The following is a 22,651-nucleotide window of genomic DNA, read 5'->3' as shown; positions in this document are numbered from 1 at the left end:
TGGCGCCGGGCTGGTTGAAGACGTAGGCGGCGACCTCTTCGTTCAGGCCGGTGAAGGGGCGCGGGGAACTGCGCGATCAACCACGAACCACCCGCAGCCGCCCGCGAACAGGCTGCCCCGAGCTACTGGGCGACAGACTCCGCCGGCACCGGCACCGGCGCCTCGCCGACGGCGTCGGCCTCGCCGCCCAGCACCCGCTTCGCCCGCTCCACGTCCAGCGCCCCCTCCCAGCGGGAGACGGCGAACACGGCGACGCAGTTGCCGAGCAGGTTCGTCACCACCCGCATCGAGTCCATGATCCGGTCCACGCCCAGCAGCAGCGCCACCGCTCCGGCCGGGATGGCACCCAGCGAGGAGGCGGTCGCGGACAGGGCGAGGAAGGCGGAGCCGGGGATGCCCGCCATGCCCTTGCTGGTCAGCATCAGCACCAGGACGACGGTGATCTGCTGGCTCAGGCTGAGGTCGACACCGACGGCCTGGGCGATGAACAGCGTGCCGATGGAGAGGTAGAGCGAGGCGCCGTCGAGGTTGAAGGAGTAGCCGGTGGGCAGCACCAGGCCCACCGCGTCGTCGCGGGCGCCGGCCCTGCGCAGCTTCTGCATCACACGCGGCATGACGGACTCGGTGGACGCGGTGCCGAGCGCGAGGAGCATCTCCTCGCGGATGTAGCGCAGGAACTTCCACAGGCTCAGCCCGGTGACCATGCGCAGGGCGACCGCCAGCAGCGCGATGAACAGCGCCGCGGCGACATAGCACAGGATGATCAGCTTGGCGTAGGTCTCGATCACTCCGAGCCCGTACTGGCCGATCAGGACGGCCATCGCACCGAACACGGCGATCGGGGCCAGCCGCATCACGAAGCCGACGATCGCGAAGATGATCTCCTGGGCCTGCTCGATGGCGGGCAGCACCTGCGGCACCTTGGTGTGGCCGAGGTGCAGCAGCGCGGCGCCCACCAGACAGGCCAGGACGAGCACCTGGAGCAGGGAGTTCTCGGCGAAGGCGCCGATGAAACTGGTGGGCAGTGCGTTGACGATGAACTCGGTCGTGGAGGGCAGCGCACCGCCGCCCGTCTTCGCGTCGACCGCCTTGGTGCTCAGCGTGGACGGGTCGACATGCATGCCCGAGCCGGGCTGGACGACGTTGGCGGCGACCAGGCCGATGATCAGCGCCGCGGTGCTGGCGACCTCGAACCAGATCAGGGCCTTGAGTCCGATCCGGCCGAAGGCCTTGAGGTCACCGGCCTTGGCGATGCCGACGACGACCACGCAGAACACCAGCGGCGAGATGATCGTCTTGATGAGCCGGGTGAAACCGTCGCCGAGCGGCTGGAGATCCGCGGCGAAGCCGGGCCACAGCTTCCCGACGACGATTCCGAGTACGAGCGCGCAGAGGACCTGCACGAACAGAGAGGTACGCAGTATGCGTGCGACGCGTCGCGGGACGGACGGGACGGACGGCGGCACGGGCACTCCTAGTGGGGACGTCAACCTCGCAGAAGCCGGGGAGACTTCTGCGATACGGAAAGCGGCTTCCGTGACGATCACTTTCGCGCTCCGGATGATCGCGCCCGCAACCTCTGTGTTGCGGACATGTAAATCACGCCCCGTGTGACACATCGCACACAACTGGCCTCAGCAGCCGTCCCGATCCTCCGTGAGCACCCCCTGAACGGTCGTCAGGGAGCGGTCGTAGCAGCCCGCCGAGCCGTACAGCCGGTAGCGCTCGCTCGTCGTGCCGACCGCATGCCGCTGATCACGCGGGACGCCCGTCGTGTAGGTGGCGTCGCCGCTGACCGTGTCGTCCAGTCGCGACCAGCCCGTCCGCCGGCCGCCGCGCGACTCGACGACGGCCGCACGGTCGCCGAGCGTCAGCACGGTGCGCAGCCGGGCGTCGTCGCCGATCGTGGTCGAGCCGTTCATCGTGTACGTGCGGTGGGTGAGCGTCGTGCGGGCCGGTCCGCGCCCGTCGACGGTCACCGACTCGTCGTCGGTCCATTTCGCGTCGAGGCCGTCCATGTTCTCGCCGTCGGTCCAGCGGTGGGCGGAGGTGTTGGCGAGCGTGCGGCCGACCGTGGTGGTGACGCGGCCGTGCGAGGTGTCGACGTATCCGGAGACGGTCAGCCGGTGACCGGCCTCGGTGTCCACCCGCTCCGGTGAACCGGCCGTATACGTCGAGGAGTTCGCGAGGTCGCCGGCCCGGTCCACGGTGAGCTTCCCGGGCACGTGCGTCCGCCCGGCGTCCTGCCACACCAGCACGTCGACCGGCGCGCTCCAGCCGCTCTGCCCCTCGGGCACGCCCACCACCGAGACGTCGACCTTGTGCGGGCGACCGTCGTTGAGCAGCCCCGCGAAGGGTGTCAGGTCGTATTCGATCGGCTTGACGTCGAAGGCGCGCGGTGCCGGAATGACGTACCACAGGAAGGGGTTGGACCAGCCCCCGGTCCACACGTGCGGGAACGGTGCTGCGATTCCGGCCAGTTGGCCGTCGACCTTGATCTGCACCTCGCGGTAGGGGCCGCCGTCGGCCTGGCAGGAATACGGCGCCTTGCCGGGCACCGCCAGATACCAGAACTCCTCGCAGCCGCCGCCCGATCCGGTGGCGTACACCTCCGCGAGGATGCGCTCACTGTTGCGCGGGGTGGTGAGGGTGTTGCCGTCGCCGAGGGTGAGGACCTTGTCCGCGGGCGCCGCGGCCGGTTCGCCCGGGTAGAAGGTGAGCGTGACCTTGACGTCGAGTACGCCGGTGTAGGTGTCGTCGACGACGTTCCCGATGAGCATCTCGACGTCCTGGCTGCGACGGAAGGTGTCGCTGTAGCGCGTGACGTCCTTCTCGACGGACCACGCGATGCCGTCGGGCGAGGGCTCGGGGGTGGAGGTTCGGAGGATCTCGACCCCGCCGACGTGCAGATAGCCGAGCCGGTCGAACTGCCGCCCCTTGACCTTGCCGTCGAGGCGCAGCACCACCTTGCTCCAGCGGTCACCACAGCCCGTGGGTGGTGTGTACGTTCCTTTGTAGGCGGTGAAGTCCTTGAACTGCGCCTCGGCGAGCGTGACTTGGCAGGACTTGCCGGCCGGTCTGTCGACGGGCGGAGCCGCCGTCACCGGGTCGTGCCAGTCGGTACCGAACTCGGCGGGCACATCGGCGGCTCCGGCCGGCCCCGCCCCGAGGAGGGTGCTCGCCAGAAGGGCCACTCCGGCGAGCATGGACATGACGATCTGTCTCTTCATGGCCCGTGTTCTACGGGGAGTTGGCACCTCGTGGCAATGAGGCCTCCGTCAGAAGTGCTAGGCCGCCAGGTCCGCCCTGTCCCCCATCACCACCACGGGATGCCGGTCCGGGTCGAGCGTGCGCAGCAGGTACTCCATCGCCGCGCTGGACAGGCTGATGCAGGCCGACGTACCGCTGCCGTGGTCCAAGTGCAGCCAGATGCTGCCGCCCTTCGCGTCGCCCTCGGGGCGGGTCGGGTCATTGGGCGCGGTGCCCTTGACGCGGTTGTAGTCGATGGCGATGACGTAGTCGAAGTCGTGCCAGTGCGAGGCGGCCCACTGGCGCGGGGCCGCGAAGGACGCGTCGCGTGTGTACGGGAGGCGGGCGCCGGGGTCGGCCAGCACGCCGCCCGCGTCGGTGAGGGTGAACACGCCGACGGGGCTGCGCCGGTCGCCCTCGTGGTGGTCGGTGGTCCAGCCTTTCTTGCCGTTGTGCGCCGGCCAGCTACGGGTCCGCTGCCAGCTCGCACCGTGCTTCGTGTACAGCACGACCGTGGAGTCCGCGGAGTCCCTGCCCGTCCCGTAGACCGCCACGACCTGACGGGAGTTCGCTGGAATCCGCTGTCTCAGGCGGTCGCCGATGCCGGGGATGCGGGTGCCCTGGGCGGCACGCGCGCGCGTGGCGGCCATGTTGCCCGCGGCCCCTGTCTGCGCGGTACTGCTGTCCTGCGCGCCGCCGCACGCGGTCAAGGCCGTCAGAAGGGTTCCCAGGGCCGCCACCGCGGCCGCCGCACGCGGTGCACCGATCTTTCGCATCGCCCCATTCTGTACGGCGCCACGGAAAACCGTTTGCTTCCGACCACGCTGCGACGCGAACCTGTCACGGTTTGCTGCCGCCGTTCGCGGTTCCCCCCACCCCCCTGACACGAGCCACTGGGACGTCAGTCGTCATGCAGATTCAAGACCTTCCGTATCCCGACCCGGGTGTGCCGGACGCACGCTCCGGTCCCCGATTCCTGTGGTGGCTGGGCCGTAACCAGCTGGGCGGTCAGTTCAAGTCGCTGGCCTGGGGCCTGCTGCACTTCGCGTCGGTCTCCGCGCTGCCGTTCTGCGTCGGCATGGCCATCCAGGCCGTCGTGGAACGCTCGGGTACCGGGCTGGCCCTCGCGGGCGCCCTGTTGGCCCTGGCGGGCCTCGGCACCGCACTCGGTGACACGTTCCTGCACCGGGCCGCGGTCACCAACTGGATCACGGCCGCCGCCCGCGTCCAGCAGTTGCTCGCCCGCAAGGCGGCGGTGCTGGGTTCGGCGCTGACGCGGCGTGTCGCGGCCGGCGAGGTGGTGGCCGTCTCCACCGGTGACGTCGAGAAGATCGGCTGGTTCGTGGAGGCCGTCTCCCGGTTCACCGCGGCGGCCCTCACCGTCGTGCTGGTCTGCGTCGCCCTGCTCGTCTACCAGCCGGCGCTCGGCGTGGTCGTCGCCGCGGGTCTGCCCCTGCTGGCGATCGCGGTGCTGCCGCTGCTGCCACGGGCGACGCGACGGGCCGACTTCCAGCGCGAGAAGGCGGGGCGGGCCACCGAACTGGCCTCGGACACCGTCGCCGGACTGCGTGTGCTACGCGGCATCGGCGGCGAGGAGCTGTTCCTCGACCGCTACCGCCGTGCCTCCCAGGAGGTCCGGCACGCGGCCGTCCGCAGCGCCCGCATGTGGTCCCTGATCTCCGCGATCCAGGTGCTGCTGCCGGGCCTGCTGACGGTCGTGGTCGTCTGGTACGGCGTCCACCTGGCCGGCCAGGGCCGCATCACCGTCGGCGAACTGGTCACCGTCTACAGCTCGGTGATGGTCCTGACGTATCCACTGCGCCACTTCGAAGAAATCGCCATGGCCTACTCCTTCTCGCGGCCCTCCGCCAAGCGGGCGGCGCGGGTGCTGTCGCTGGAACGGGCGACGGACACCGAGGGCTCACGCACGGCCGACGTCCCCTCGGGGGACCTGTACGACCCGGCGACCGGTCTGCTCGCCCCCGCGGGCCGGCTGACCGCGGTGGTGTGCGGCGACCCGGACGCGGCGGGCCTGCTCGCCGAACGGCTGGGCGGACACCCCGCCGAGCAGGGCACCTCCGTCCTGCTGGGCGGCGTACCCCTCGACGAGCTGCCGCTGGACACCGCGCGTGAGGCGGTGCTCGTCCAGGACAAGGACCCGGTGCTGCTGTCCGGTTCGCTGCGCGAGCTGCTCGACGTGCCCGCCTCGGGCCACGTCGGCGCACGCGAGGCGCTGGCGGCCGCGCAGTGCGGGGACGTCCTGGAGGCGCTCGCCCAGGGGTCGCTGGACGCCGCGGACCCGATGGACACGCGGATCACCGAACGCGGGCGGTCGCTGTCCGGCGGTCAGCGACAGCGTCTCGCCCTGGCCCGATCGCTGATCACGGACCCGGAGGTACTCGTCCTGGACGAGCCGACCTCGGCCGTCGACTCGCACACCGAGGCACGGATCGCGGAGGGGGTGCGCGCCCTTCGCGAGGGGCGCACGACGGTGGTGTTCACCTCCTCGCCGCTGCTCCTGGACCACGCGGACCGGGTCGTACTGGTCCACGAGGGCCAGGTCGCCGCGGTCGGCGTGCACCGCGAGCTGCTGCACAGCGAGCCCCGCTACCGGGCCGTGGTGACCCGGGAGACCGAGGAGGAGGCCGCCCTGAGCGGCGTACTCGAAGACGACGACGTTCTGAACGAACTGGAAGAGATCGAGGAGACAGCATGATCGGCGTGGCGCCACCGGCGTACGACCCGGCGGCCCCGACGACGGCGCACACCCTGCCCGTCGGCGCCCCCGCGACCGTACGCGCCTATGTGGCCGAGCTGTTCCACCGGCACCGCCGTGCCTTCCTGGTCCTGATCGCGGTCAACACCGCGGCCGTGCTCGCCTCGATGACGGGCCCATGGCTGCTGGGCGACCTGGTCCAGCGGGTGTCGGACGGTGCCCGGGGTCTTCATCTGCCGCTCACCGTCTCGCTGTTCGTCCTCGCGCTACTGGTCCAGGCCGTCTTCGTACGGCAGGTGCGGCTGCGCGGGGCGATGCTGGGCGAGCGGATGCTGGCCGATCTGCGCGAGGACTTCCTCGTACGGTCGGTCGGGCTGCCGCCGGGCGTCCTGGAACGGGCCGGCACGGGCGACCTGCTGTCCCGGATCACCACGGACATCGACCGGCTCGCCAACGCCATGCGCGAGGCGGTGCCGCAGCTGGCGATCGGCGCGGTGTGGGCGGTGCTGCTGCTCGGCGGTCTCGTCGTTACGGTGCCGCCGCTGGCGCCCGCCGTGCTGGTCGCCGTGCCACTGCTGGTGGCCGGCTGCCGCTGGTACTTCAAGCGGGCGCCGTCCGGCTACCGATCGGAGGCCGCCGGGTACGCGGCCGTGGCCGCCGCTCTGGCGGAGACGGTCGACGCCGGGCGCACCGTGGAGGCCCACCGCCTCGGTGAGCGCCGGATCCAGCTGTCCGAGCGCCGAGTGAAGGAATGGACCGCTTGGGAGAACTACACGCTCTGGCTGCGGTCCGTGCTCTTCCCCGTCATCAACCTCACCCATGTGACCGTGCTCGCCTCGGTGTTGATGATCGGCGGCGTCTTCGTACTGCGGGGCTGGATCGGGGTGGGCCAGCTGACGACGGGTGCGCTGATCGCGCAGATGCTCGTCGACCCGGTGAACCTGATCCTGCGCTGGTACGACGAGCTGCAGGTGGCCCAGGTCTCGCTGGCCCGGCTGGTCGGCGTGCGGGACATCGAGCCCGATGCCGGTGAGGACTCGCTGGCCCCCGACGGGCGCGACGTGCACGCGGACCGGGTGCACTTCGGCTACCGCGAAGGCGTGGACGTGCTCCGCAAGGTGTCCCTCCAGGTCGCGCCCGGCACCCGGCTGGCGCTGGTCGGCCCCTCGGGCGCCGGCAAGTCCACGCTGGGCAGGCTCCTCGCCGGCATCTACGCGCCGCGAGAGGGCCGCATCACCCTCGGCGGCGCCGAGCTGTCCCGGATGCCCGCCGAACGCGTCCGCTCCCATGTGGCCCTCGTCAACCAGGAACACCACGTCTTCGTGGGCTCCCTGCGCGACAACCTCCTGTTGGCCCGGACGGACGCCGCGGACGCCGAGCTGTGGGCGGCGCTGGGCGCGGTCGACGCCGACGGGTGGGCGCGTGCACTGGACGGCGGTCTGGACACCGAGGTCGGCTCGGGCGGGCTGGGGCTCACCCCTGCGCAGGCCCAGCAGATCGCGCTGGCCCGGCTGGTGCTGGCGGACCCGCACACGCTGGTCCTCGACGAGGCGACCTCGCTGCTGGACCCGCGTGCGGCCCGCCACCTGGAGCGCTCCCTCGCCCGCGTCCTCGACGGCCGCACGGTGGTCGCCATCGCCCACCGGCTGCACACCGCACACGACGCCGATGTGATCGCCGTGGTCGAGAACGGCCGCATCAGCGAGCTCGGCAGCCACGACGAGCTGGTCGCGGCGCAGGGAGCGTATGCCGCGCTGTGGCGGTCCTGGCACGGGTGAGCGTTCCCGGCCCGGCCGGGGGCGGCCGCACGGCGGCCCCCGGCCGGGTCAGTACCCATATCCACCACCGCTGCTGCTCGACGCCGGGACCGCCTTCTTGATCGCGGTGCCCTTGGCGTTCAGGACGTACCAGACCTTGTCGATGCCCTGGCCCTTCAGATCGCCGGCCTTCCGGTCCTTGGCGTAGTAGTACAACGGGTGCCCGGCGTACGTGACCTGGACCTTTCCCGACCCCTTCGTGTGGCCGATGAGGTTCGCTTCGACGCCTGCGCCCGCGTGCGGCTTGCCCTCCATGTGCGGCCACAGCTTCATACACGTGGCGTCACAGTTCATGGAACTGGTGTTCTTGCCGTCCTCGGTGAACAGATACAGCGTGCGCCCGCGGCCGTCGACGAGGATGTCACCGACCGGTGAGTGGCTCGCCTTGATGACCGAGGTGTCCATGGTGGCCGCTGCCGGGCGCGCACTGTGGACGCTGCCGCCCCCGCCGCCGCAGCCGGCGAGCGCCAAACCCGCGAGTGCAATCCCCGCCACGGTGATCCTGCTTCGCCTCATGGTCTCTCCGTCCCTTCTGACAGAGGTTGTACGGGCGAGCGATGTGGGTGGATTGGCGTGGATTGCGGCCAATCCTTTCGATGCTTCCGTGCGTACATTTGAACGTGGAGCTGTTCCCGCGTGCCGACCGGGTCGACGACGCCTCACTCGTCGCCGGATTCGCGCTGGGCGATGAGGCGGCGGCGGACGCCTTCGTGCGCCGCTTCCAGGACGCGGTCTACGGGCTGGCGCTGTCGGTGACCCGTGATCCGGTCCTTGCCGAGGACGTGAGCCAGGAGGTGTTCGTACGGGCCTGGCGGGCCGCGGGGAACTACGACCCCCGGCGGGCCTCGGCGCTCACCTGGCTGCTGACGATCACCCGCAACGCCGCGATCGACGCCGTGCGGGCGCGGCGCTCCACTCCCGTCCTCGCCGAAACCCTGGAACGGCTCCTGGATGTGACCCTGCGGGCCGAGAACGACTCCGCCGACACGGAACGGCTGGCCCTGATCGCCCTGGAGAGCGAACGGGCCCTCGACCGGCTGCGGGCTCTGCCGGTCGAGCAGGCCCGGGCGGTCGCGCTCGCCGTGCTCGGCGGCTGCACCGCCGCCGAGGTGGGCCGGCACGAGCACATCCCCCTGGGCACCGCCAAGACCCGCATCCGCACCGGCCTGCGCCGGCTGCGCGACGTGCTGAAGGAGGGAAGCCGCGATGGACCACCCTGACGAGGACGAACTGACCGCCCTGGCCCTCGGCACCCTCCCCGGCACACCGGCGCAGCTGCTGCGTCACCTCACCGTCTGCGCCACCTGTCGCACCGCCTACGACGACCTGTCGGCGGCCGTCGACGCGGTGCTCCCCGCGGCTCCCGCGGTCGCGGCCCCGCCAGGCTTCGATGCCCGGGTCCTGGACCGCCTGGCGCTGCGCCGCCCCTCCCCCGCCCGCCGGCGCCGCCGCACCCCGCTGCTGCTCGCCGCGGCCGCCATGGCCGGACTGTCCCTGGGCACGGCCGGCACCGCACTCCTGCACCACGACTCGGCCCCGGCCCAGGTGACCGCGAGCGACCACGGAGGCCTGCTGCTCACCGGCTCGGGGGCGCGGGTGGGCACCGTCGAACCGAGCCGGGCCGGGACCGAGCACGTCCTGGTCATGCAGATCACGGCCGGCCGGCCCGGCACCCACTACACCTGCCGGCTCCTCCTCAAGGACGGCTCCACCCGCGACGCCGGCCAGTGGTGGATGCCGCCCTCCGGGCGGGCCACCTGGATCGCCTATGGGTCGGCCCCCGCCATCGACCGCGTCGATCTGGTGACGGACGACGGCCACGTCTGGTCGTCGGCGGTGCTGCGCGGCTGACGTCGCCCCCCGGCCCCGCGGACATGCCCCGCGGGGCCGCTTCCCCCTGCGCCGCGTACCTCCTGCTGCCGTGCCGTTGCGCAGTCCCGAAAAGGGGTGGAAGGCTGGATATCGGCACCGGCTCGGGGAGCGCCCTGGGACCGATGGTTCCTCCCGGGCGCAGCCTGTGCTCCGCGTCACGGCGCACCGACGCCCCGCGCGGTGAGCAACGGGCCCGTCCCCACCACCTGGAGGTACCCGTGAACAGCGCCGACGGATGGGGAGACGACGTCTACCAGCCCGACGGATCCGAGATCCAGGAGGACTCCGGGCTGCTCGACGCGGAGGACACCTTGGTCGACGACGGTGTCGACGACCCCCTCGACCGGGGCTGGTCCCCTCCGGACCGACCATGGGCGGTGGAGCGCCCCGATGTGACGGCGGCCGAGCGGCAGCACGGGGAGACCCTGGACCAGCGGCTCGCCGAGGAACTGCCGGACCTGGTGATGCCCGACACCGACGGCATCGGCGACTGCGAGGGCACCGACGGCGAACTCCTGGACAACGAGGTCGGCGCCGTCCGCTCCGGCCGTCTCGTGGCACCGGACGAGGGCGCGCACGAGGACGACGAGAGCGCCCTGGTCGCGCGGGACGTCGGCATCGACGGCGCGGCGGCCTCTGCCGAGGAGGCGGCCATGCACATCGTCGACGAGGACGCCCTGTCCGGCTGACCAGCCGCCGACCAGCCAAGGAGCACCGCATGCAGCAGGACAAGCACCCCGACTACCACCAGGTGGTCTTCCGCGACCGCGCCGCGGGCTACGCCTTCCTGACGCGGTCCACCGCGAACAGCGACCAGACCATCGAGTGGGACGACGGCGAGACCTATCCGGTGGTGGACGTGGAGATCTCCTCCGAGAGCCACCCGTTCTACACCGGCAAGGCACGGACCGTGGACACGGAGGGACGCATCGCCCAGTTCGAGCGGCGCTACGGCGGCGGGAAGGACGCCTGAGGTTCCGCGCGGACATTCATGACGCCGGGCGGTCACATCCGCCCTTCGGGATCCGTCAGTGCAACGGAAGCATCTCGAAGATCCCGGAAGGAAACGTCATGGCCACGCAGCCGCGTCTGTCCAACCCCGTCAAGCTCGTCCCCGAGTTCGGTCCGGTCGCCGGGGCGCTGTTCAAGGCCACCGGCAACGGCTCGGTTCCGCAGAGCACCATCAGCCTGATGCAGCTGCGCGCCGGCCAGCTGGTCGGCAACACCTATCTGACCGTGATGCACAGCGGCAACCTGCGCAAGGCCGGCGAGTCCGAGGAGCGGATCACGGGTGTGGCGACCTGGACGGACGCCCCCTGCTTCACGGACGCCGAGCGGGTTGCGCTGGCACTCGTGGAGGCCGTTCTCACGCCGAATCCGCATGGTGAGCGCGTCTCGGACGACCTGTATGCCGAGGCGGCCAAGCACTACGACGAGACGGCGCTCACCACGCTGACGATCGCCATCGGCCAGGTCTGCTTCTTCATCCCGCTGGCCGTGATCGGCAGGCCGCTGCCGGGGGTCTCCCCCGCGCAGCAGTGGAGGGACTGACCCTCAGCGCTTGCAGGGGTGGGGCGACGGCAGGCGCGCCCCACTCCTGCGGGCCGGTTTCCTCAGATGAAGTTCAGCGCGGCCGCGCAGCCCACCCCGCCCAGCAGCATGAACACCGGCATCAGCACTTTGAGCTCGACCCAGCTGCCGGCGCGGAAACGCATGACCTTCGGCGGGCCGATCGGGTACCAGCGCTTGCGGCCCACCGGTATCGGCCACAGGATCGGGCAGCCGGAGACCGTCAAGGCGTCCCCGATGTCGTGGACGATCGCGCCCAGCACGATCGGCAGCCCCAGCCACAGGTACTGCTGGCCGGGCTGGGTGAACAGCCAGTCGGAGCCGTTGCCCGGCTTGTCCAGGATGCCGGCGAGGATCCAGGCGCTGGTCGCGGCCAGCAGCCACACCAGCACGTCGGCGCTGGAGCCCCGGGTGGCCCGCCACAACAGGCCCTCGATGGCCAGCACGATATGGACGAAGAGAATGGCCAGCACCGCCCAGCGGCCACCGGTGATGGCGGCTACCGACGTACCCGCACCGATCAGGACCGCCCACAGCCAGGTGTGGGTGAGTGTGCGGTGCCCACCGGAGCGGCGAGGGTCGCCCTGCTTCCTCGTCGCCTTGTAGACGGCGTAGGACAGCTTGTCGACGATCTCGCACAGCCCGCGCGAGAGGGGGCCGAAGGCCCTGGAGATGGTGGCCGCCTTGTGGTCCAGGTCCGGGGCGAGAGCGGCTCCGGCGCAGATCAGAGCGCCGACCAGGATGACCGGCCAGGGCATCGGGTGCCCGGCCGCCGCGGCCGCCGCACCGACGCCGAGCCAGGCGGCGGCGCCCGACAGTGAGTGTGCTGGTCCCATCATGGCCGTTGCCCGCCCCATTCCTCTTGTGCCGCTGTCCAGTTGACCGGGTGCGCTGATGCTCCGTCGGCGACACAGCGTACTGGTCGTGATCTTCCTGCCGACAACCGATTCCCCTCTGGGGCAGGACGCCAGGCAAGATGGGGTGCGTGACCCTCATCGATCAGCTGCCGCCGACCGCCGACCCCGACGCCCTCTACGAAGCCTTCGAGTCGTGGGCCCAGGAGCGAGGTCTCACCCTCTATCCCCATCAGGAGGAGGCGCTGATCGAGGTGGTCTCCGGTGCGAACGTGATCGTTTCGACGCCGACCGGCTCCGGAAAGAGCATGATCGCTGCGGGGGCGCACTTCGCCGCGCTGGCCCGGGACGAGGTCACGTTCTACACCGCTCCGATCAAGGCGCTCGTCTCGGAGAAGTTCTTCGAACTGTGCAAGATCTTCGGCACCGAGAACGTCGGCATGCTCACCGGCGACGCGTCCGTCAACTCGGACGCGCCCGTCATCTGCTGCACCGCCGAGGTCCTCGCCTCGATCGCGCTGCGCGACGGCAAGGACGCGGACGTCGGCCAGGTCGTCATGGACGAGTTCCACTTCTATGCGGAGGGGGACCGTGGCTGGGCCTGGCAGATCCCGATCCTGGAGCTGCCCCAGGCGCAGTTCGTCCTGATGTCGGCCACGCTCGGCGACGTCTCGATGTTCGAGAAGGACCTCACCCGGCGCACCGGCCGCCCCACGTCGGTGGTCCGCTCCGCGACCCGTCCGGTCCCGCTGTCCTACGAATACCGGCTCACCCCGCTCACGGAGACGCTGACCGAGTTGCTGGAGACCCGGCAGGCCCCGGTCTACATCGTGCACTTCACACAGGCGCAGGCCGTGGAGCGGGCGCAGGCCCTGATGAGCATCAACATGTCGACGCGGGAGGAGAAGGACCAGATCGCCGAGTTGATCGGCAACTTCCGCTTCACCACCAAGTTCGGCCGCAATCTCTCCCGGTACGTGCGGCACGGCATCGGCGTCCACCACGCCGGCATGCTGCCCAAGTACCGGCGCCTGGTGGAGAAGCTCGCACAGGCCGGTCTGCTGAAGGTGATCTGCGGTACGGACACGCTCGGTGTGGGCGTCAACGTGCCCATCCGCACGGTGCTGTTCACGGCGCTGACCAAGTACGACGGCAGCCGTGTGCGCACGCTGCGCGCCCGTGAGTTCCACCAGATCGCCGGTCGTGCCGGGCGGGCCGGTTTCGACACCGCGGGCTTTGTCGTCGCGCAGGCCCCCGAGCATGTCGTGGAGAACGAGAAGGCGCTCGCCAAGGCGGGCGACGACCCGAAGAAGCGCCGCAAGGTCGTCCGCAAGAAGGCGCCGGAGGGCTTCGTCGGGTGGACGGAGAACACCTTCGAGAAGCTCATCGCCTCCGATCCGGAGCCGCTGACCTCCCGCTTCCGTGTCACGCACACCATGCTGCTGTCGGTGATCGCCCGTCCGGGCAACGCCTTCGAGGCGATGCGCCATCTGCTGGAGGACAACCACGAGCCGCGCAAGCAGCAACTGCGGCACATCCGGCGCGCGATCGCCATCTACCGCTCGCTGCTGGACGGCGGCATCGTCGAGAAGCTCGACGAGCCGGACGCCGCCGGCCGCATCGTCCGCCTCACCGTGGACCTGCAGCAGGACTTCGCGCTCAACCAGCCGCTGTCCACCTTCGCACTCGCCGCGTTCGAGCTCCTCGAACCCGAATCGCCGTCCTACGCCCTGGACATGGTGTCCGTCGTCGAGTCGACGCTGGACGATCCGCGGCAGATCCTCGTCGCCCAGCAGAACAAGGCCAAGGGCGAGGCGGTGGCCGCGATGAAGGCAGACGGCGTCGAGTACGAGGAGCGCATGGAGCGCCTCCAGGACATCAGCTACCCCAAGCCCCTGGAGGAGCTGCTCTTCCACGCCTACAACACCTACCGCAAGAGCCACCCCTGGGTGGGCGACCATCCGCTGTCGCCGAAGTCCGTCATCCGGGACATGTACGAACGCGCCATGTCCTTCACGGAGTTGGTGTCCTTCTACGAGCTGGCCCGCACCGAGGGCATCGTGCTGCGCTACCTCGCCAGCGCCTACAAGGCCCTCGACCACAACATTCCCGACGATCTGAAGTCCGAGGACCTGCAGGACCTCATCGAGTGGCTCGGCGAGATGGTCCGCCAGGTCGACTCCAGCCTGCTGGACGAGTGGGAACAGCTCGCCAATCCGGAGGAGATGACCGCCGAGGAGGCCCAGGAGAAGGCCGACGAGGTCAAGCCGGTCACCTCCAACGCCCGCGCCTTCCGGGTCCTGGTCCGCAACGCCATGTTCCGCCGCGTCGAGCTCGCCGCTCTCGACCAGGTCGAGGAGCTGGGCGAGCTGGATGCCGACTCCGGCTGGGACGCCGACGCATGGGGCGAGGCGATGGACAAGTACTGGGACGAGTACGAGGACCTGGGCACCGGCCCGGACGCCCGCGGCCCCAAGCTGCTGCTCATCGAGGAGGAGCCGGAGCACGGTCTGTGGCGCGTTCGCCAGATCTTCGCCGACCCGAACGGCGATCATGACTGGGGCATCAGCGCGGAGGTCGACCTCGCGGCCTCCGACGCCGAGGGCCGTGCGGTCGTCCGCGTCACCGACGTCGGCCAGCTGTGAGCCAAGTCGTGAGCCAAGGAGAATCCCACGCATGACGAACCCGGCCGAGAGACTGGTCGACCTGCTCGACCTGGAGCAGATCGAGGTCAACATATTCCGTGGCCTGAGCCCGCAGGAGTCCCTGCAGCGGGTCTTCGGCGGCCAGGTGGCGGGACAGGCGCTGGTCGCCGCCGCCCGCACCACGGACGGCGAGCGTCCGGTGCACTCGCTGCACGCGTACTTCCTGCGCCCGGGCCGGCCGGGGGTGCCGATCGTGTACCAGGTCGAACGGGTGCGGGACGGCAGGTCTTTCACCACCCGCCGGGTCACCGCGGTGCAGCAGGGCCGCACGATCTTCAATCTCACCGCCTCCTTTCACAAGCCTGAGGAAGGGTCCTTCGAGCACCAGCTGCCGCCGGCCCGCAAGGTCCCGGACCCGGAGTCCCTGCCGACGGTCACCGAGGAGATCCGGGAGCATCTGGGTGCGCTGCCCGAGCGCTACGAGCGGATGGCGCGCCGTCAGCCGTTCGACATCCGCTATGTGGACCGGCTGCGCTGGAGCGTGGCGGAGGCCAAGGACGCCGAGCCGCGCAGCGCGGTGTGGATGCGCGCGGTCGGGCCGTTGGGCGACGACCCGGTCGTGCACACCTGCGCGCTGACCTACGCCAGCGACATGACCCTCCTGGACGCTGTCCGCATCCCGGTCGAACCCCTGTGGGGCCCGCGGAGCTTCGACATCGCCTCGCTGGATCACGCCATGTGGTTCCACCGTCCGTTTCGCGCGGACGAGTGGTTCCTCTACGACCAGGAGTCACCGATCGCAACGGGCGGCCGCGGCCTGGCACGTGGGCGGATCTACGACGCCGAGGGCCGGCTGCTGGTGTCGGTGGTCCAGGAAGGTCTGTTCCGGGCGCTGTAGCTCAGTCAGTTCTGCGGCGCAGCCAGCCCAACAGACCGTGTGAGCGTCCCGGTTCCCCGCGCCGGGGCGGGTCTTGTTCCACGGTCGTCGAGGGCATGGGCGGCTTGTGTTCCGCAGTCGTCGGCAGTGCGGGTCGTTCCCGTTGCCGTCCTTCCGCCGGCCGCGGCCGGACAATCGGGCGCGGCGCCGGCTGGAGTGCGCGCGCATGGCTGACGGCCTGTGCGAGATCGGCCCGCAGCCAGTCGATCTCGTCCGGGTCCTCCGCCATGGTGAGGCTCTCGGCGAGGTGCGCGGCGGGCGAACCCGGTGCGCCGTGCGCCTGTGGCCTGGGCCTGAACCGGTTCAGGTGGACGCGCTCGTAGGGGTCCTGGATGATTTCCGCGATCTGGACGGCGTCGAGGAGGGAGGCCACGGCCGCGGCGCACGCCCAGGGATGGTTGTCGGCCCGCCGCAGCAGGAAGCCGAGGTGTCGCGAGCGCCAGTTTCGGGGGCGCAGATCAAGCCCCTCCAAGAGCTGCTCCCGCGCGCCGGAGGGCGTTCGGCCCTGCAACAGCGGTGCGTTGTTCTCGTCGGCCGCGAACTGCCGCAGCTCTTCGGCCAGATAGAGCCAGACCACGGCCCGGTACCGGTTCAGATAGAACTTGACGGGCTTGACCACGCCGAGCCGGGCCAGCCCCGTGAACTTCCCGGGCGTCACCTGCAGAAGGGCCGCGCCTTCCTTCGTACCCACGGTTGCGACGCGTTGCTTCAGGGACTCAGGGAAGCCGTCCTCTGCGTGCAGCCGATCGATCTCGGTGCGGGTGACCCGTCGGCCTCCGCCCCCTTCGTCGGGCACGGTGCGGATGCATCCGAGGTCCACGGCGAGCTCGAACTCGCCTCGCCTGAGATTCAGTTCGCGCGCCGCGCGGCTCGGCGTGCAGGAGGTGCTGTGCGGTTGTGTGACGGTGCTGCCTGACATGGCCCATCTCCCCCGTGGAGTCTGTGGCCCGCGCCGTTCGCGCGGCCTCGGAAAAAACCGTAGCCGCTTCGGCGGATCTCGTGGCGAGCCTGTGGATAACTCCACGGGAGAGGGCAAACGTACAGGTCAGGCCTCTGTGGTCGGGGTCCGCTCGGGCTGCCTGGCCTCCACGCCGAGGTGTTCGCCGACTCGGTTGACCAGTAGGGTCATCTCGTAGGCGATCTGGCCGATGTCGGCCTCCGCACCGCTGAGCACGCACAGACAGCTGCTGGCGCCGGCGGCGGTGACGAACAGCACCGCGTCGTCGAACTCGACCATCGTCTGGCGCACTCTGCCCGCGCCGAAGTGGCGTCCCGAGCCCTTGGCCAGGCTGTGCAGTCCGGACGAGACGGCGGCAAGATGCTCGGCGTCCTCGCGCCGCAGTCCCGTACTCGCTCCCGTCACCAGGCCGTCGTTGGACAGGACCAGAGCGTGCCGTACATGTTCGACGCGCTCGGTCAGGTCGTCCAACAGCCAGCCAAGTCCCTGGTTCTGCACCATGATCCGGTCTCCCCGCGTGATGACTCCCCCTGGCCGGAGGATCTCCACGCCAGCCTTCACCACGACCGCGGCGCGGGCAAGGAGGATAGGGGCATGGCGCAGAAGATGACCGACAAGGAATGGCGGGACTTCGTCTCGCACGGCACCCGCACCGGAAAGCTGGCGACCGTCCGGGCCGACGGCAGTCCGCACGTGACCCCGATCTGGTTCGTGCTCGACGGAGACGACGTGGTGTTCAACACCGCGAGCACGAGCGTGAAGGGGCGCAATGTCCTGCGTGACGGCAGGGTCGCGCTGTGCGTGGACGACGACCGGCCGCCCTTCGACTTTGTCGTCCTACAGGGCCGTGCCCGCATCTCGGAGGACGTCGACGAGCTCAGGCAGTGGGCCACCCGCATCGGGGCGCGCTACATGGGCCAGGAGCGAGCCGAGGAGTTCGGGGCCCGCAACGGGGTGCCGGGGGAACTCCTCGTCCGGGTCACGATCGACAAGGTGCTGGCGGAGAAGGCGATCGCGAGCTGAGGGGGCGCCCGCGCGGAGTGTCCGTCAGCCGACCGAGTCGAGCAGCCGGGCGGTGTGCATCCGCCCGGCGTACTCGACGAGACGGATCAGCACTTCCTTGCCCGAGTCGCGGTCACGGGCGTCGCACAGCACCACCGGTGTTCCCCGGTCGAGGTCGAGGGCGCGTGAGACATCCTGGGCGCCGTAAGTGCGGGCGCCTGTGAAGCAGTTGACGGCGACCACGAACGGGATGTGCCGGTGCTCGAAGTAGTCCACCGCCGGGAAGCAGTCCTCAAGGCGCCGGGTGTCGGCGAGGACCACGGCACCCAGAGCTCCTTGCGACAGTTCGTCCCACAGGAACCAGAAGCGGTCCTGCCCCGGTGTGCCGAAGAGGTACAGGGACAGGCCGGACCTGATGGTGATGCGCCCGAAGTCCATGGCGACGGTCGTGGTGACCTTCTGGTCCACACCATCGGTGTCGTCCACCAACTGGCCTGCCTCGCTGAGCAGTTCCTCAGTGCGCAGCGGCCTGATCTCGCTGACGGCGCCCACCAGGGTGGTCTTGCCCACGCCGAATCCGCCGGCGACCAGGATCTTCAACGCCAGCGCGGCCGTCTCGCCGTCCTGCGCGTCGGAGTGCTCGGAGACCATCGATCACTTCTCTCGGGAGTACCGGGTTGCCCCGTACGGGACCGGGTGGTGGTGAACTGACATCTACAAGGCCCGCAGCCCTGCGATCACCTCGCGCAGAATCCGTTCGTCAGGAAGCTGCGCGGGCGGTACGGGACGGCTGACGGTGACGCAGCCGAGTTCCAACAGGTCGCCAAGGAGTACCCGGACCACGCCCACGGGCAGGTCGGCGCCCGCGGCGAGTTCGGCGACCGACTGGGTCTCGGTGCGGCACAGGTCGATCAGGGCCCGGTGTTCCGGCCCGAGCCCGGTGTCGTCGTCGACGCCGGGTGCGCCCGAGTCCAGGGTGACCAGGGCGATCAGGTCGAAGCGGACCCCGGTGGGCCCGGGCCTGGTGCGTCCGCCCGTCATGGCGTACGGGCGGACGAGGGGCCCGGCCTCGCCGTCGTACCACTGGCTGCCCGGCTCGGGAGGGATGCCGGTGCTGTCCGCGTTCATGTGCGCGCGCCACCCTCGCGTCTCATCGGGCGGCCGGCGGCCGCGCGGCGACACGGGTCGGCGTGTACAGGTGCTCGCCGACGCGTTTGACCAGTCGTGCCATCTCGTAGGCGACCAGGCCGATGTCGGCGCTGACGGCGGTGAGTACGGCGAGGCAGGAGCCGTCGCCCGCGGCGGCCACGAACAGGAAGCCGTCGTCCATCTCCACCATCGTCTGGCGCACCCCGCCGGCGCCGAAGTGCCGACCCGCGCCCTTGGCCAGGCTGTGGAAGCCGGAGGCCACGGCGGCGAGGTGTTCCGCGTCCTCGCGGCGCAGGTCGGAGGAGGCGCCCACGGCGAGTCCGTCGTTGGAGAGCACCACGGCGTGCCGTACTTCGCTCACACGCAGCACCAAGTCGTCCAGCAGCCAGTCGAGTTCGCCGGATCGCCGGTCGGTGCTCGGGTTCTGGATCATGCGCGGTCTCCTTCGCTGCTGTCGCTGCGCGGTGTGGGGTCCGGTCCCATGCCGCGGCCTGGTTGCCTGCCGCCGCCGCGTTTCCAGCCGTCGCGGTAGGCAGCCATACGGTCCCGCACGATCTCGGGGGTACGGCGGTCCTCGCGGGCGGAGGCCTGCTGGGGGGCGGGCTCCTCGGGGCGCTGTTCGCGCAGTTGGGGGGCGAGACTTGCCTGGCGTACGCGGCGGGGCAGGTCGTCGGAGTCTTCGGTGTCCTCCTGGGGACGGTGCAGGCGCAAGGTGGTGACTCCGGGGGGTGGGGTGTCGGGCGTCGTGTCCACCGCGGCCGGTGCGTGGGCCACCAGCGCGGGCCGCTCGGTCGTCGCCGGGACGGAGTCCTGGTGCGGAGCGCCGCCGGACACGCGCGCGTACTCGCGTTCCGTCGGCCGCTGCGGGTCCGCGGCCTTGCCGGGGGAACGTTCCGCCGCGCCGCCGTGCAGCAGGGCGGTGGGCAGCAGGACGACCGCGGTGGTGCCGCCGTAGGGGGAGGTGCGCAGGTGCACCTTGATGCCGTGGCGGGCCGCGAGCCTGCTGACCACGAAGAGGCCGAGCCGGTCGCTGTCGAAGAGGTCGAGCGCCTCGGACTGTTCGATGCGACGGTTGGCCTCGGTGAGGGTCTCCGTGCCCATGCCCAGGCCGCGGTCCTCGACCTCGATCACGTAGCCGTTGCCGACGGGTTCGCCGGTGATGCGCACGCGCGTGTGCGGCGGCGAGAACTGGGCCGCGTTCTCGACGACCTCGGCCAGGAGGTGGGTGAGGTCGGCAACGGCGGAGCCGACGACGGCCGCCTCGGGGAGCTGTCGCACCTCCACGCGCGCGTAGTCCTCGACTTCGGACACGGCCGCGCGCACCACGTTGGTCAGCGAGACCGGCATGCGCCAGGCCCGACCCGGTGCCGCTCCGGAGAGGATGATCAGGCTCTCGGCGTGGCGCCGCATGCGGGTGGTGAGGTGGTCGAGGCGGAAGAGGTCGCTGAGCTCGTTCGGGTCGTCGGAGCGGCGCTCCATGCTGTCGAGGAGGCTCAGTTGGCGGTGGACGAGGACCTGGCTGCGGCGGGCGAGGTTGACGAAGACCCCGGAGATACCGCTGGCGAGTTCGGCGCGCTCGACGGCGGCGCGCAGTGCGGCGCGGTGGACCGTGCCGAGGGCCTCGGCGACCTGTCCGGTCTCGTCCTCGGCGGGCGGTCCCGGTGGAGCCTCGGCCCGGATGTCGATCTCCTCGCCGGCCCGCAGCTTCCGCATGGCCTCGGGGAGGTTGCGGCGGGCGATCTCCAGGGCGCTGTTGCGCAGGCTGACCAGCTCGACGACGAGGCCGCGTCCGATGCGGACGGAGATGACGAGCGAGGCGGCCACCGCGGCGAGGCCGAGGAGCACGGCGGCGCCGGCCGGGGTGAGCAGGCCACGGGTGAACGGGTCGGCGCGGTGCGCGACACTGCTGCCGGCGTCCTGCTCGATCGTCCGCATCCCGTCCTGCACGCGCGCGTGTGCCGTGTTCCAGTCGGCCTCGGGTGCGGCGGCGATCGCGCGTCCGCCCGGGGCGGCGGTGAGGATCCGGTCCTCCGTGCGGCCCAGGGCGGCGTAGTCATTGCCCTCGGCGAGGGTGCGCCAGGCGGTGCGCTCGGGGCCGCTCAGGTCGGCGACGGCGGCCTCGGTGAGCGTGCGGCGGGTGTCGACGGCGCCGGTGAACAGCCGTAGCCGCTCGCCGCTGAGTCCGCGGGTCAGACGGGCACCCGAGAGCACCGAGTCCTCCTGGGCCAACGCCTCGCCGGCACGGGAGAATTCGAGCAGCACGCGCGTGTCGGAGCCCAGATCGGCGTCCTGGATGCCGGTGAGCGCGCCGCCCACCGCGAAGGCGCTGTTGATGGTCCTGGTGTACTGCCCGTACGCCGTGGCCCAGTTCGCGCGGCGGTCGAGCACCGCGGTGCGCAAGGAGCGCAGTTGTTCGGCGCCGGCGACGAAGGTCTTGAGCCGCTGGGCCACGCCGGAGGGCAGTTCCTCGCTGTCGGCGACGGTGTTGTGGCCCCCGAGCCGCAGCCCTGCCACGGCCTGGTCGGTGCGGTCCGCGAGCTTCTCGTAGTCGTCGCTCCGTCCGGCCGAGGGGGCGGTCGCAGAGCGCACCGCGGCCGAGCGCTCGGCCTGCAGTGCGGCGACGGCCGTGGCGACCGGGGTGCGGATCTGGGAGTCGACGCGCTGCAACTGCCGTAGCCGGGCGATGTCCTGGGCGGTGCTGACGGTGGCGTAGGCCCACAGGGCCAGCAGCGAGACGACCGGAACCATCAGCAGGCACACGATCTTGGCGCGGACGGTGCGCGGCCGTATCCGCCAGCGGCTCCCGGGCGCGGGTGCATCGGCCGGCGCCGCGCCCGCGGGCTCGTCCGGGACCTCGTCGGCGGGCGGGCCGGCGTGGGCGCGACGGCCGCGCACGGGAGGCGCGGGCGGCGCCTCTGGGCTGGGGCTGGGGGTCCTACGGGGTGTACGCATGGCCTCCTCGCTCGGGAGTGGTACGGGGGCGGGCCGGGCCGTCGCTAACGGGCGACGGCGCTCTCGACCGGCCGCTGGGCCGAGGCGGATGCCTCGCGCTCCCCGGTCGTCGGCGACAGCGCGACGAAGGCCGAGGTCAGGAACAGGTAGGAGCCGAGGCCGACGGCGAGGGGGAAGATGAACTGCATCGCCGTGGCCCCGGGCAGCGTGTGGCCGGACGGTGTGACATGGACGCGTACCGCGAACATCGCGGTGTAGTGCATGCTGGTCACCGCGGCGCCCATGATCAGGGAGGCGACGGTGACGGCGATGGGCGACTTGATGTTGAGCCCCGCCCACAGGGCCGCCGTCGCCGCGACGACGGCGATCAGGACGGAGAGTGCGACGAGCGCCGGGTCGTAGCTGACGTGGCCGTGCAGCCGCACCGCGGCCATGCCCAGATAGTGCATGCTCGCGACGCCGACCCCGGTGGTGAGTCCGCCGAGGAAGAGCGCGCGGGTGCGGTCACGGCTGTAGCCGACGGCGAAAACGCCGGCCCAGACCACGATCATGGCGACGAGCAGGCTCACGATGGTGAGCGGCACGTCGTAGCGGATGTCGGTGCCGCTGACGCCGAAGCCGAGCATGGCCACGAAGTGCATGGTCCAGATGCCGGTGCCGATGGCGGAGGCCGCGGTGATCAGCCAGTTGCGGCGCGAGCGCCCGGTGGCGCCCAGCGCACGGACCGTGCACCGCAGTCCCAGCGCGGCGCCTATACAGGCCATCACGTACGACAGCACGGGGGTAAGCCAGCCGAAGGTGGCGTGGTCCAGGTGTCCCATGGCTCCGGGACGCTAGTCCCGGCAAGGGCGCACCAAGGGCGCGCATTTCGAAAGCTGTTGGAATATGACGCAGAGAGGTACGTGAACGATCGCGCCCCGCTCGAACATGT

22 protein-coding genes are annotated in these 22,651 nt (G+C 70.9%); 10 read left to right on the top strand and 12 right to left on the bottom strand.

Features of this window, described 5'->3' with window-relative positions; translation table 11 throughout:
* Positions 1-122: 122 nt before the first annotated feature.
* The 3 genes from ACWCRD_RS40730 to ACWCRD_RS40720 form a co-directional block, all read right to left on the bottom strand.
* Positions 123-1,466: a cation:dicarboxylate symporter family transporter gene (locus tag ACWCRD_RS40730; RefSeq protein WP_450970711.1), complete on the bottom strand. Its 1,344-nt coding sequence runs from the start codon at positions 1,464-1,466 to the stop codon at positions 123-125.
* A 168-nt stretch (positions 1,467-1,634) separates the two neighbouring features.
* Positions 1,635-3,230 carry a peptide-N4-asparagine amidase gene (locus tag ACWCRD_RS40725; RefSeq protein ID WP_450970710.1) on the bottom strand — a complete coding sequence of 532 codons (1,596 nt, stop codon included), beginning with the start codon at positions 3,228-3,230 and terminating at the stop codon, positions 1,635-1,637.
* Positions 3,231-3,287: 57 nt separating this feature from the next.
* Positions 3,288-4,025, bottom strand: coding sequence for a L,D-transpeptidase family protein (locus tag ACWCRD_RS40720; protein ID WP_450970709.1), 738 nt, complete (start codon positions 4,023-4,025; stop codon positions 3,288-3,290).
* 134 nt (positions 4,026-4,159) lie between these two features.
* On the opposite strand from ACWCRD_RS40720, the gene ACWCRD_RS40715 reads away from it, so the two are divergent.
* Both ACWCRD_RS40715 and ACWCRD_RS40710 read left to right on the top strand, forming a co-directional pair.
* Positions 4,160-5,965 (top strand): ABC transporter ATP-binding protein, encoded by a 1,806-nt coding sequence (locus ACWCRD_RS40715; protein ID WP_450970708.1) that lies wholly within the window; start codon positions 4,160-4,162, stop codon positions 5,963-5,965.
* Complete coding sequence (locus tag ACWCRD_RS40710; protein WP_450970707.1) at positions 5,962-7,743, top strand: ABC transporter ATP-binding protein; 1,782 nt, start codon at positions 5,962-5,964, stop codon at positions 7,741-7,743. The genes ACWCRD_RS40715 and ACWCRD_RS40710 overlap by 4 nt, the downstream gene beginning before the upstream one ends.
* 48 nt (positions 7,744-7,791) lie before the next feature.
* Here ACWCRD_RS40710 and ACWCRD_RS40705 read toward each other — a convergent pair whose 3' ends face one another.
* Positions 7,792-8,298 (bottom strand): COG4315 family predicted lipoprotein, encoded by a 507-nt coding sequence (locus ACWCRD_RS40705; protein WP_450970706.1) that lies wholly within the window; start codon positions 8,296-8,298, stop codon positions 7,792-7,794.
* A gap of 104 nt (positions 8,299-8,402) precedes the next feature.
* Here ACWCRD_RS40705 and ACWCRD_RS40700 point away from each other — a divergent pair, with 104 nt between their 5' ends.
* From ACWCRD_RS40700 to ACWCRD_RS40680, 5 genes are all read left to right on the top strand, one after another.
* Positions 8,403-9,002 carry an RNA polymerase sigma factor gene (locus ACWCRD_RS40700; protein WP_450970705.1) on the top strand — a complete coding sequence of 200 codons (600 nt, stop codon included), beginning with the start codon at positions 8,403-8,405 and terminating at the stop codon, positions 9,000-9,002.
* Positions 8,989-9,633: a hypothetical protein gene (locus ACWCRD_RS40695; protein WP_450970704.1), complete on the top strand. Its 645-nt coding sequence runs from the start codon at positions 8,989-8,991 to the stop codon at positions 9,631-9,633. The genes ACWCRD_RS40700 and ACWCRD_RS40695 overlap by 14 nt, the downstream gene beginning before the upstream one ends.
* Before the next feature lie 239 nt (positions 9,634-9,872).
* Entirely contained in the window at positions 9,873-10,343 is a 471-nt protein-coding gene (locus tag ACWCRD_RS40690) for a DUF5709 domain-containing protein (protein ID WP_450970703.1), read from the top strand.
* A 29-nt stretch (positions 10,344-10,372) separates the two neighbouring features.
* A complete protein-coding gene (locus tag ACWCRD_RS40685; RefSeq protein ID WP_450970702.1) occupies positions 10,373-10,627 on the top strand; it encodes a type B 50S ribosomal protein L31 in 255 nt (84 codons plus the stop codon).
* 98 nt (positions 10,628-10,725) lie between these two features.
* Positions 10,726-11,205 carry a carboxymuconolactone decarboxylase family protein gene (locus ACWCRD_RS40680; protein ID WP_450970701.1) on the top strand — a complete coding sequence of 160 codons (480 nt, stop codon included), beginning with the start codon at positions 10,726-10,728 and terminating at the stop codon, positions 11,203-11,205.
* A gap of 62 nt (positions 11,206-11,267) precedes the next feature.
* Here the strand turns inward: ACWCRD_RS40680 and ACWCRD_RS40675 are convergent, their stop codons facing one another.
* The gene (locus ACWCRD_RS40675; RefSeq protein WP_450970700.1) at positions 11,268-12,062 is read right to left on the bottom strand and encodes a metal-dependent hydrolase; all 795 of its coding nucleotides are present in this window, start codon (positions 12,060-12,062) and stop codon (positions 11,268-11,270) included.
* 146 nt (positions 12,063-12,208) lie between these two features.
* On the opposite strand from ACWCRD_RS40675, the gene ACWCRD_RS40670 reads away from it, so the two are divergent.
* A complete protein-coding gene (locus tag ACWCRD_RS40670; protein ID WP_450970699.1) occupies positions 12,209-14,722 on the top strand; it encodes a DUF3516 domain-containing protein in 2,514 nt (837 codons plus the stop codon).
* 31 nt (positions 14,723-14,753) lie between these two features.
* A complete protein-coding gene (locus tag ACWCRD_RS40665) occupies positions 14,754-15,620 on the top strand; it encodes an acyl-CoA thioesterase (protein WP_450970698.1) in 867 nt (288 codons plus the stop codon).
* Between the two features lies 1 nt (position 15,621).
* Here ACWCRD_RS40665 and ACWCRD_RS40660 read toward each other — a convergent pair whose 3' ends face one another.
* Together ACWCRD_RS40660 and ACWCRD_RS40655 are read right to left on the bottom strand one after the other, a co-directional pair.
* Positions 15,622-16,578, bottom strand: coding sequence for a DUF6397 family protein (locus ACWCRD_RS40660; protein WP_450970697.1), 957 nt, complete (start codon positions 16,576-16,578; stop codon positions 15,622-15,624).
* Positions 16,579-16,704: 126 nt separating this feature from the next.
* Positions 16,705-17,118: a roadblock/LC7 domain-containing protein gene (locus ACWCRD_RS40655; protein WP_344398966.1), complete on the bottom strand. Its 414-nt coding sequence runs from the start codon at positions 17,116-17,118 to the stop codon at positions 16,705-16,707.
* Positions 17,119-17,211: 93 nt separating this feature from the next.
* Here ACWCRD_RS40655 and ACWCRD_RS40650 point away from each other — a divergent pair, with 93 nt between their 5' ends.
* The gene (locus tag ACWCRD_RS40650; RefSeq protein ID WP_450970696.1) at positions 17,212-17,640 is read left to right on the top strand and encodes a PPOX class F420-dependent oxidoreductase; all 429 of its coding nucleotides are present in this window, start codon (positions 17,212-17,214) and stop codon (positions 17,638-17,640) included.
* A gap of 24 nt (positions 17,641-17,664) precedes the next feature.
* Here the strand turns inward: ACWCRD_RS40650 and ACWCRD_RS40645 are convergent, their stop codons facing one another.
* The 5 genes from ACWCRD_RS40645 to ACWCRD_RS40625 all read right to left on the bottom strand — a co-directional run bounded on the left by ACWCRD_RS40645 (position 17,665) and on the right by ACWCRD_RS40625 (position 22,541).
* A complete protein-coding gene (locus tag ACWCRD_RS40645; protein WP_115914234.1) occupies positions 17,665-18,270 on the bottom strand; it encodes an ATP/GTP-binding protein in 606 nt (201 codons plus the stop codon).
* A gap of 63 nt (positions 18,271-18,333) precedes the next feature.
* A complete protein-coding gene (locus ACWCRD_RS40640) occupies positions 18,334-18,747 on the bottom strand; it encodes a DUF742 domain-containing protein (protein WP_115914233.1) in 414 nt (137 codons plus the stop codon).
* A gap of 22 nt (positions 18,748-18,769) precedes the next feature.
* Positions 18,770-19,201, bottom strand: a complete 432-nt coding sequence (locus tag ACWCRD_RS40635; protein WP_450970695.1) for a roadblock/LC7 domain-containing protein — start codon at positions 19,199-19,201, stop codon at positions 18,770-18,772.
* Complete coding sequence (locus ACWCRD_RS40630; protein ID WP_450970694.1) at positions 19,198-21,720, bottom strand: sensor histidine kinase; 2,523 nt, start codon at positions 21,718-21,720, stop codon at positions 19,198-19,200. Before ACWCRD_RS40630 ends, ACWCRD_RS40635 begins: the two co-directional genes overlap by 4 nt.
* A gap of 44 nt (positions 21,721-21,764) precedes the next feature.
* Positions 21,765-22,541, bottom strand: coding sequence for an MHYT domain-containing protein (locus ACWCRD_RS40625; protein ID WP_344398970.1), 777 nt, complete (start codon positions 22,539-22,541; stop codon positions 21,765-21,767).
* Between the last annotated feature and the right edge of the window lie 110 nt (positions 22,542-22,651).

Source organism: Streptomyces sp. NPDC002092 (assembly GCF_053593775.1).
Note: the sequence above shows the minus strand (reverse complement) of the source record. Positions and strands in the feature narration are given on the sequence as shown.

Excerpts from the sequence above, each read along its gene's own strand:
- ACWCRD_RS40725 (WP_450970710.1), bottom strand. The coding sequence starts at position 3,230 with ATGAAGAGACAGATCGTCATGTCCATGCTCGCCGGAGTGGCCCTTCTG.
- ACWCRD_RS40720 (WP_450970709.1), bottom strand. The coding sequence starts at position 4,025 with ATGCGAAAGATCGGTGCACCGCGTGCGGCGGCCGCGGTGGCGGCCCTG.
- ACWCRD_RS40715 (WP_450970708.1), top strand. The coding sequence starts at position 4,160 with ATGCAGATTCAAGACCTTCCGTATCCCGACCCGGGTGTGCCGGACGCA.
- ACWCRD_RS40710 (WP_450970707.1), top strand. The coding sequence starts at position 5,962 with ATGATCGGCGTGGCGCCACCGGCGTACGACCCGGCGGCCCCGACGACG.
- ACWCRD_RS40705 (WP_450970706.1), bottom strand. The coding sequence starts at position 8,298 with ATGAGGCGAAGCAGGATCACCGTGGCGGGGATTGCACTCGCGGGTTTG.
- ACWCRD_RS40695 (WP_450970704.1), top strand. The coding sequence starts at position 8,989 with ATGGACCACCCTGACGAGGACGAACTGACCGCCCTGGCCCTCGGCACC.
- ACWCRD_RS40685 (WP_450970702.1), top strand. The coding sequence starts at position 10,373 with ATGCAGCAGGACAAGCACCCCGACTACCACCAGGTGGTCTTCCGCGAC.
- ACWCRD_RS40680 (WP_450970701.1), top strand. The coding sequence starts at position 10,726 with ATGGCCACGCAGCCGCGTCTGTCCAACCCCGTCAAGCTCGTCCCCGAG.
- ACWCRD_RS40675 (WP_450970700.1), bottom strand. The coding sequence starts at position 12,062 with ATGATGGGACCAGCACACTCACTGTCGGGCGCCGCCGCCTGGCTCGGC.
- ACWCRD_RS40665 (WP_450970698.1), top strand. The coding sequence starts at position 14,754 with ATGACGAACCCGGCCGAGAGACTGGTCGACCTGCTCGACCTGGAGCAG.
- ACWCRD_RS40660 (WP_450970697.1), bottom strand. The coding sequence starts at position 16,578 with ATGTCAGGCAGCACCGTCACACAACCGCACAGCACCTCCTGCACGCCG.
- ACWCRD_RS40655 (WP_344398966.1), bottom strand. The coding sequence starts at position 17,118 with ATGGTGCAGAACCAGGGACTTGGCTGGCTGTTGGACGACCTGACCGAG.
- ACWCRD_RS40650 (WP_450970696.1), top strand. The coding sequence starts at position 17,212 with ATGGCGCAGAAGATGACCGACAAGGAATGGCGGGACTTCGTCTCGCAC.
- ACWCRD_RS40645 (WP_115914234.1), bottom strand. The coding sequence starts at position 18,270 with ATGGTCTCCGAGCACTCCGACGCGCAGGACGGCGAGACGGCCGCGCTG.
- ACWCRD_RS40640 (WP_115914233.1), bottom strand. The coding sequence starts at position 18,747 with ATGAACGCGGACAGCACCGGCATCCCTCCCGAGCCGGGCAGCCAGTGG.
- ACWCRD_RS40635 (WP_450970695.1), bottom strand. The coding sequence starts at position 19,201 with ATGATCCAGAACCCGAGCACCGACCGGCGATCCGGCGAACTCGACTGG.
- ACWCRD_RS40630 (WP_450970694.1), bottom strand. The coding sequence starts at position 21,720 with ATGCGTACACCCCGTAGGACCCCCAGCCCCAGCCCAGAGGCGCCGCCC.
- ACWCRD_RS40625 (WP_344398970.1), bottom strand. The coding sequence starts at position 22,541 with ATGGGACACCTGGACCACGCCACCTTCGGCTGGCTTACCCCCGTGCTG.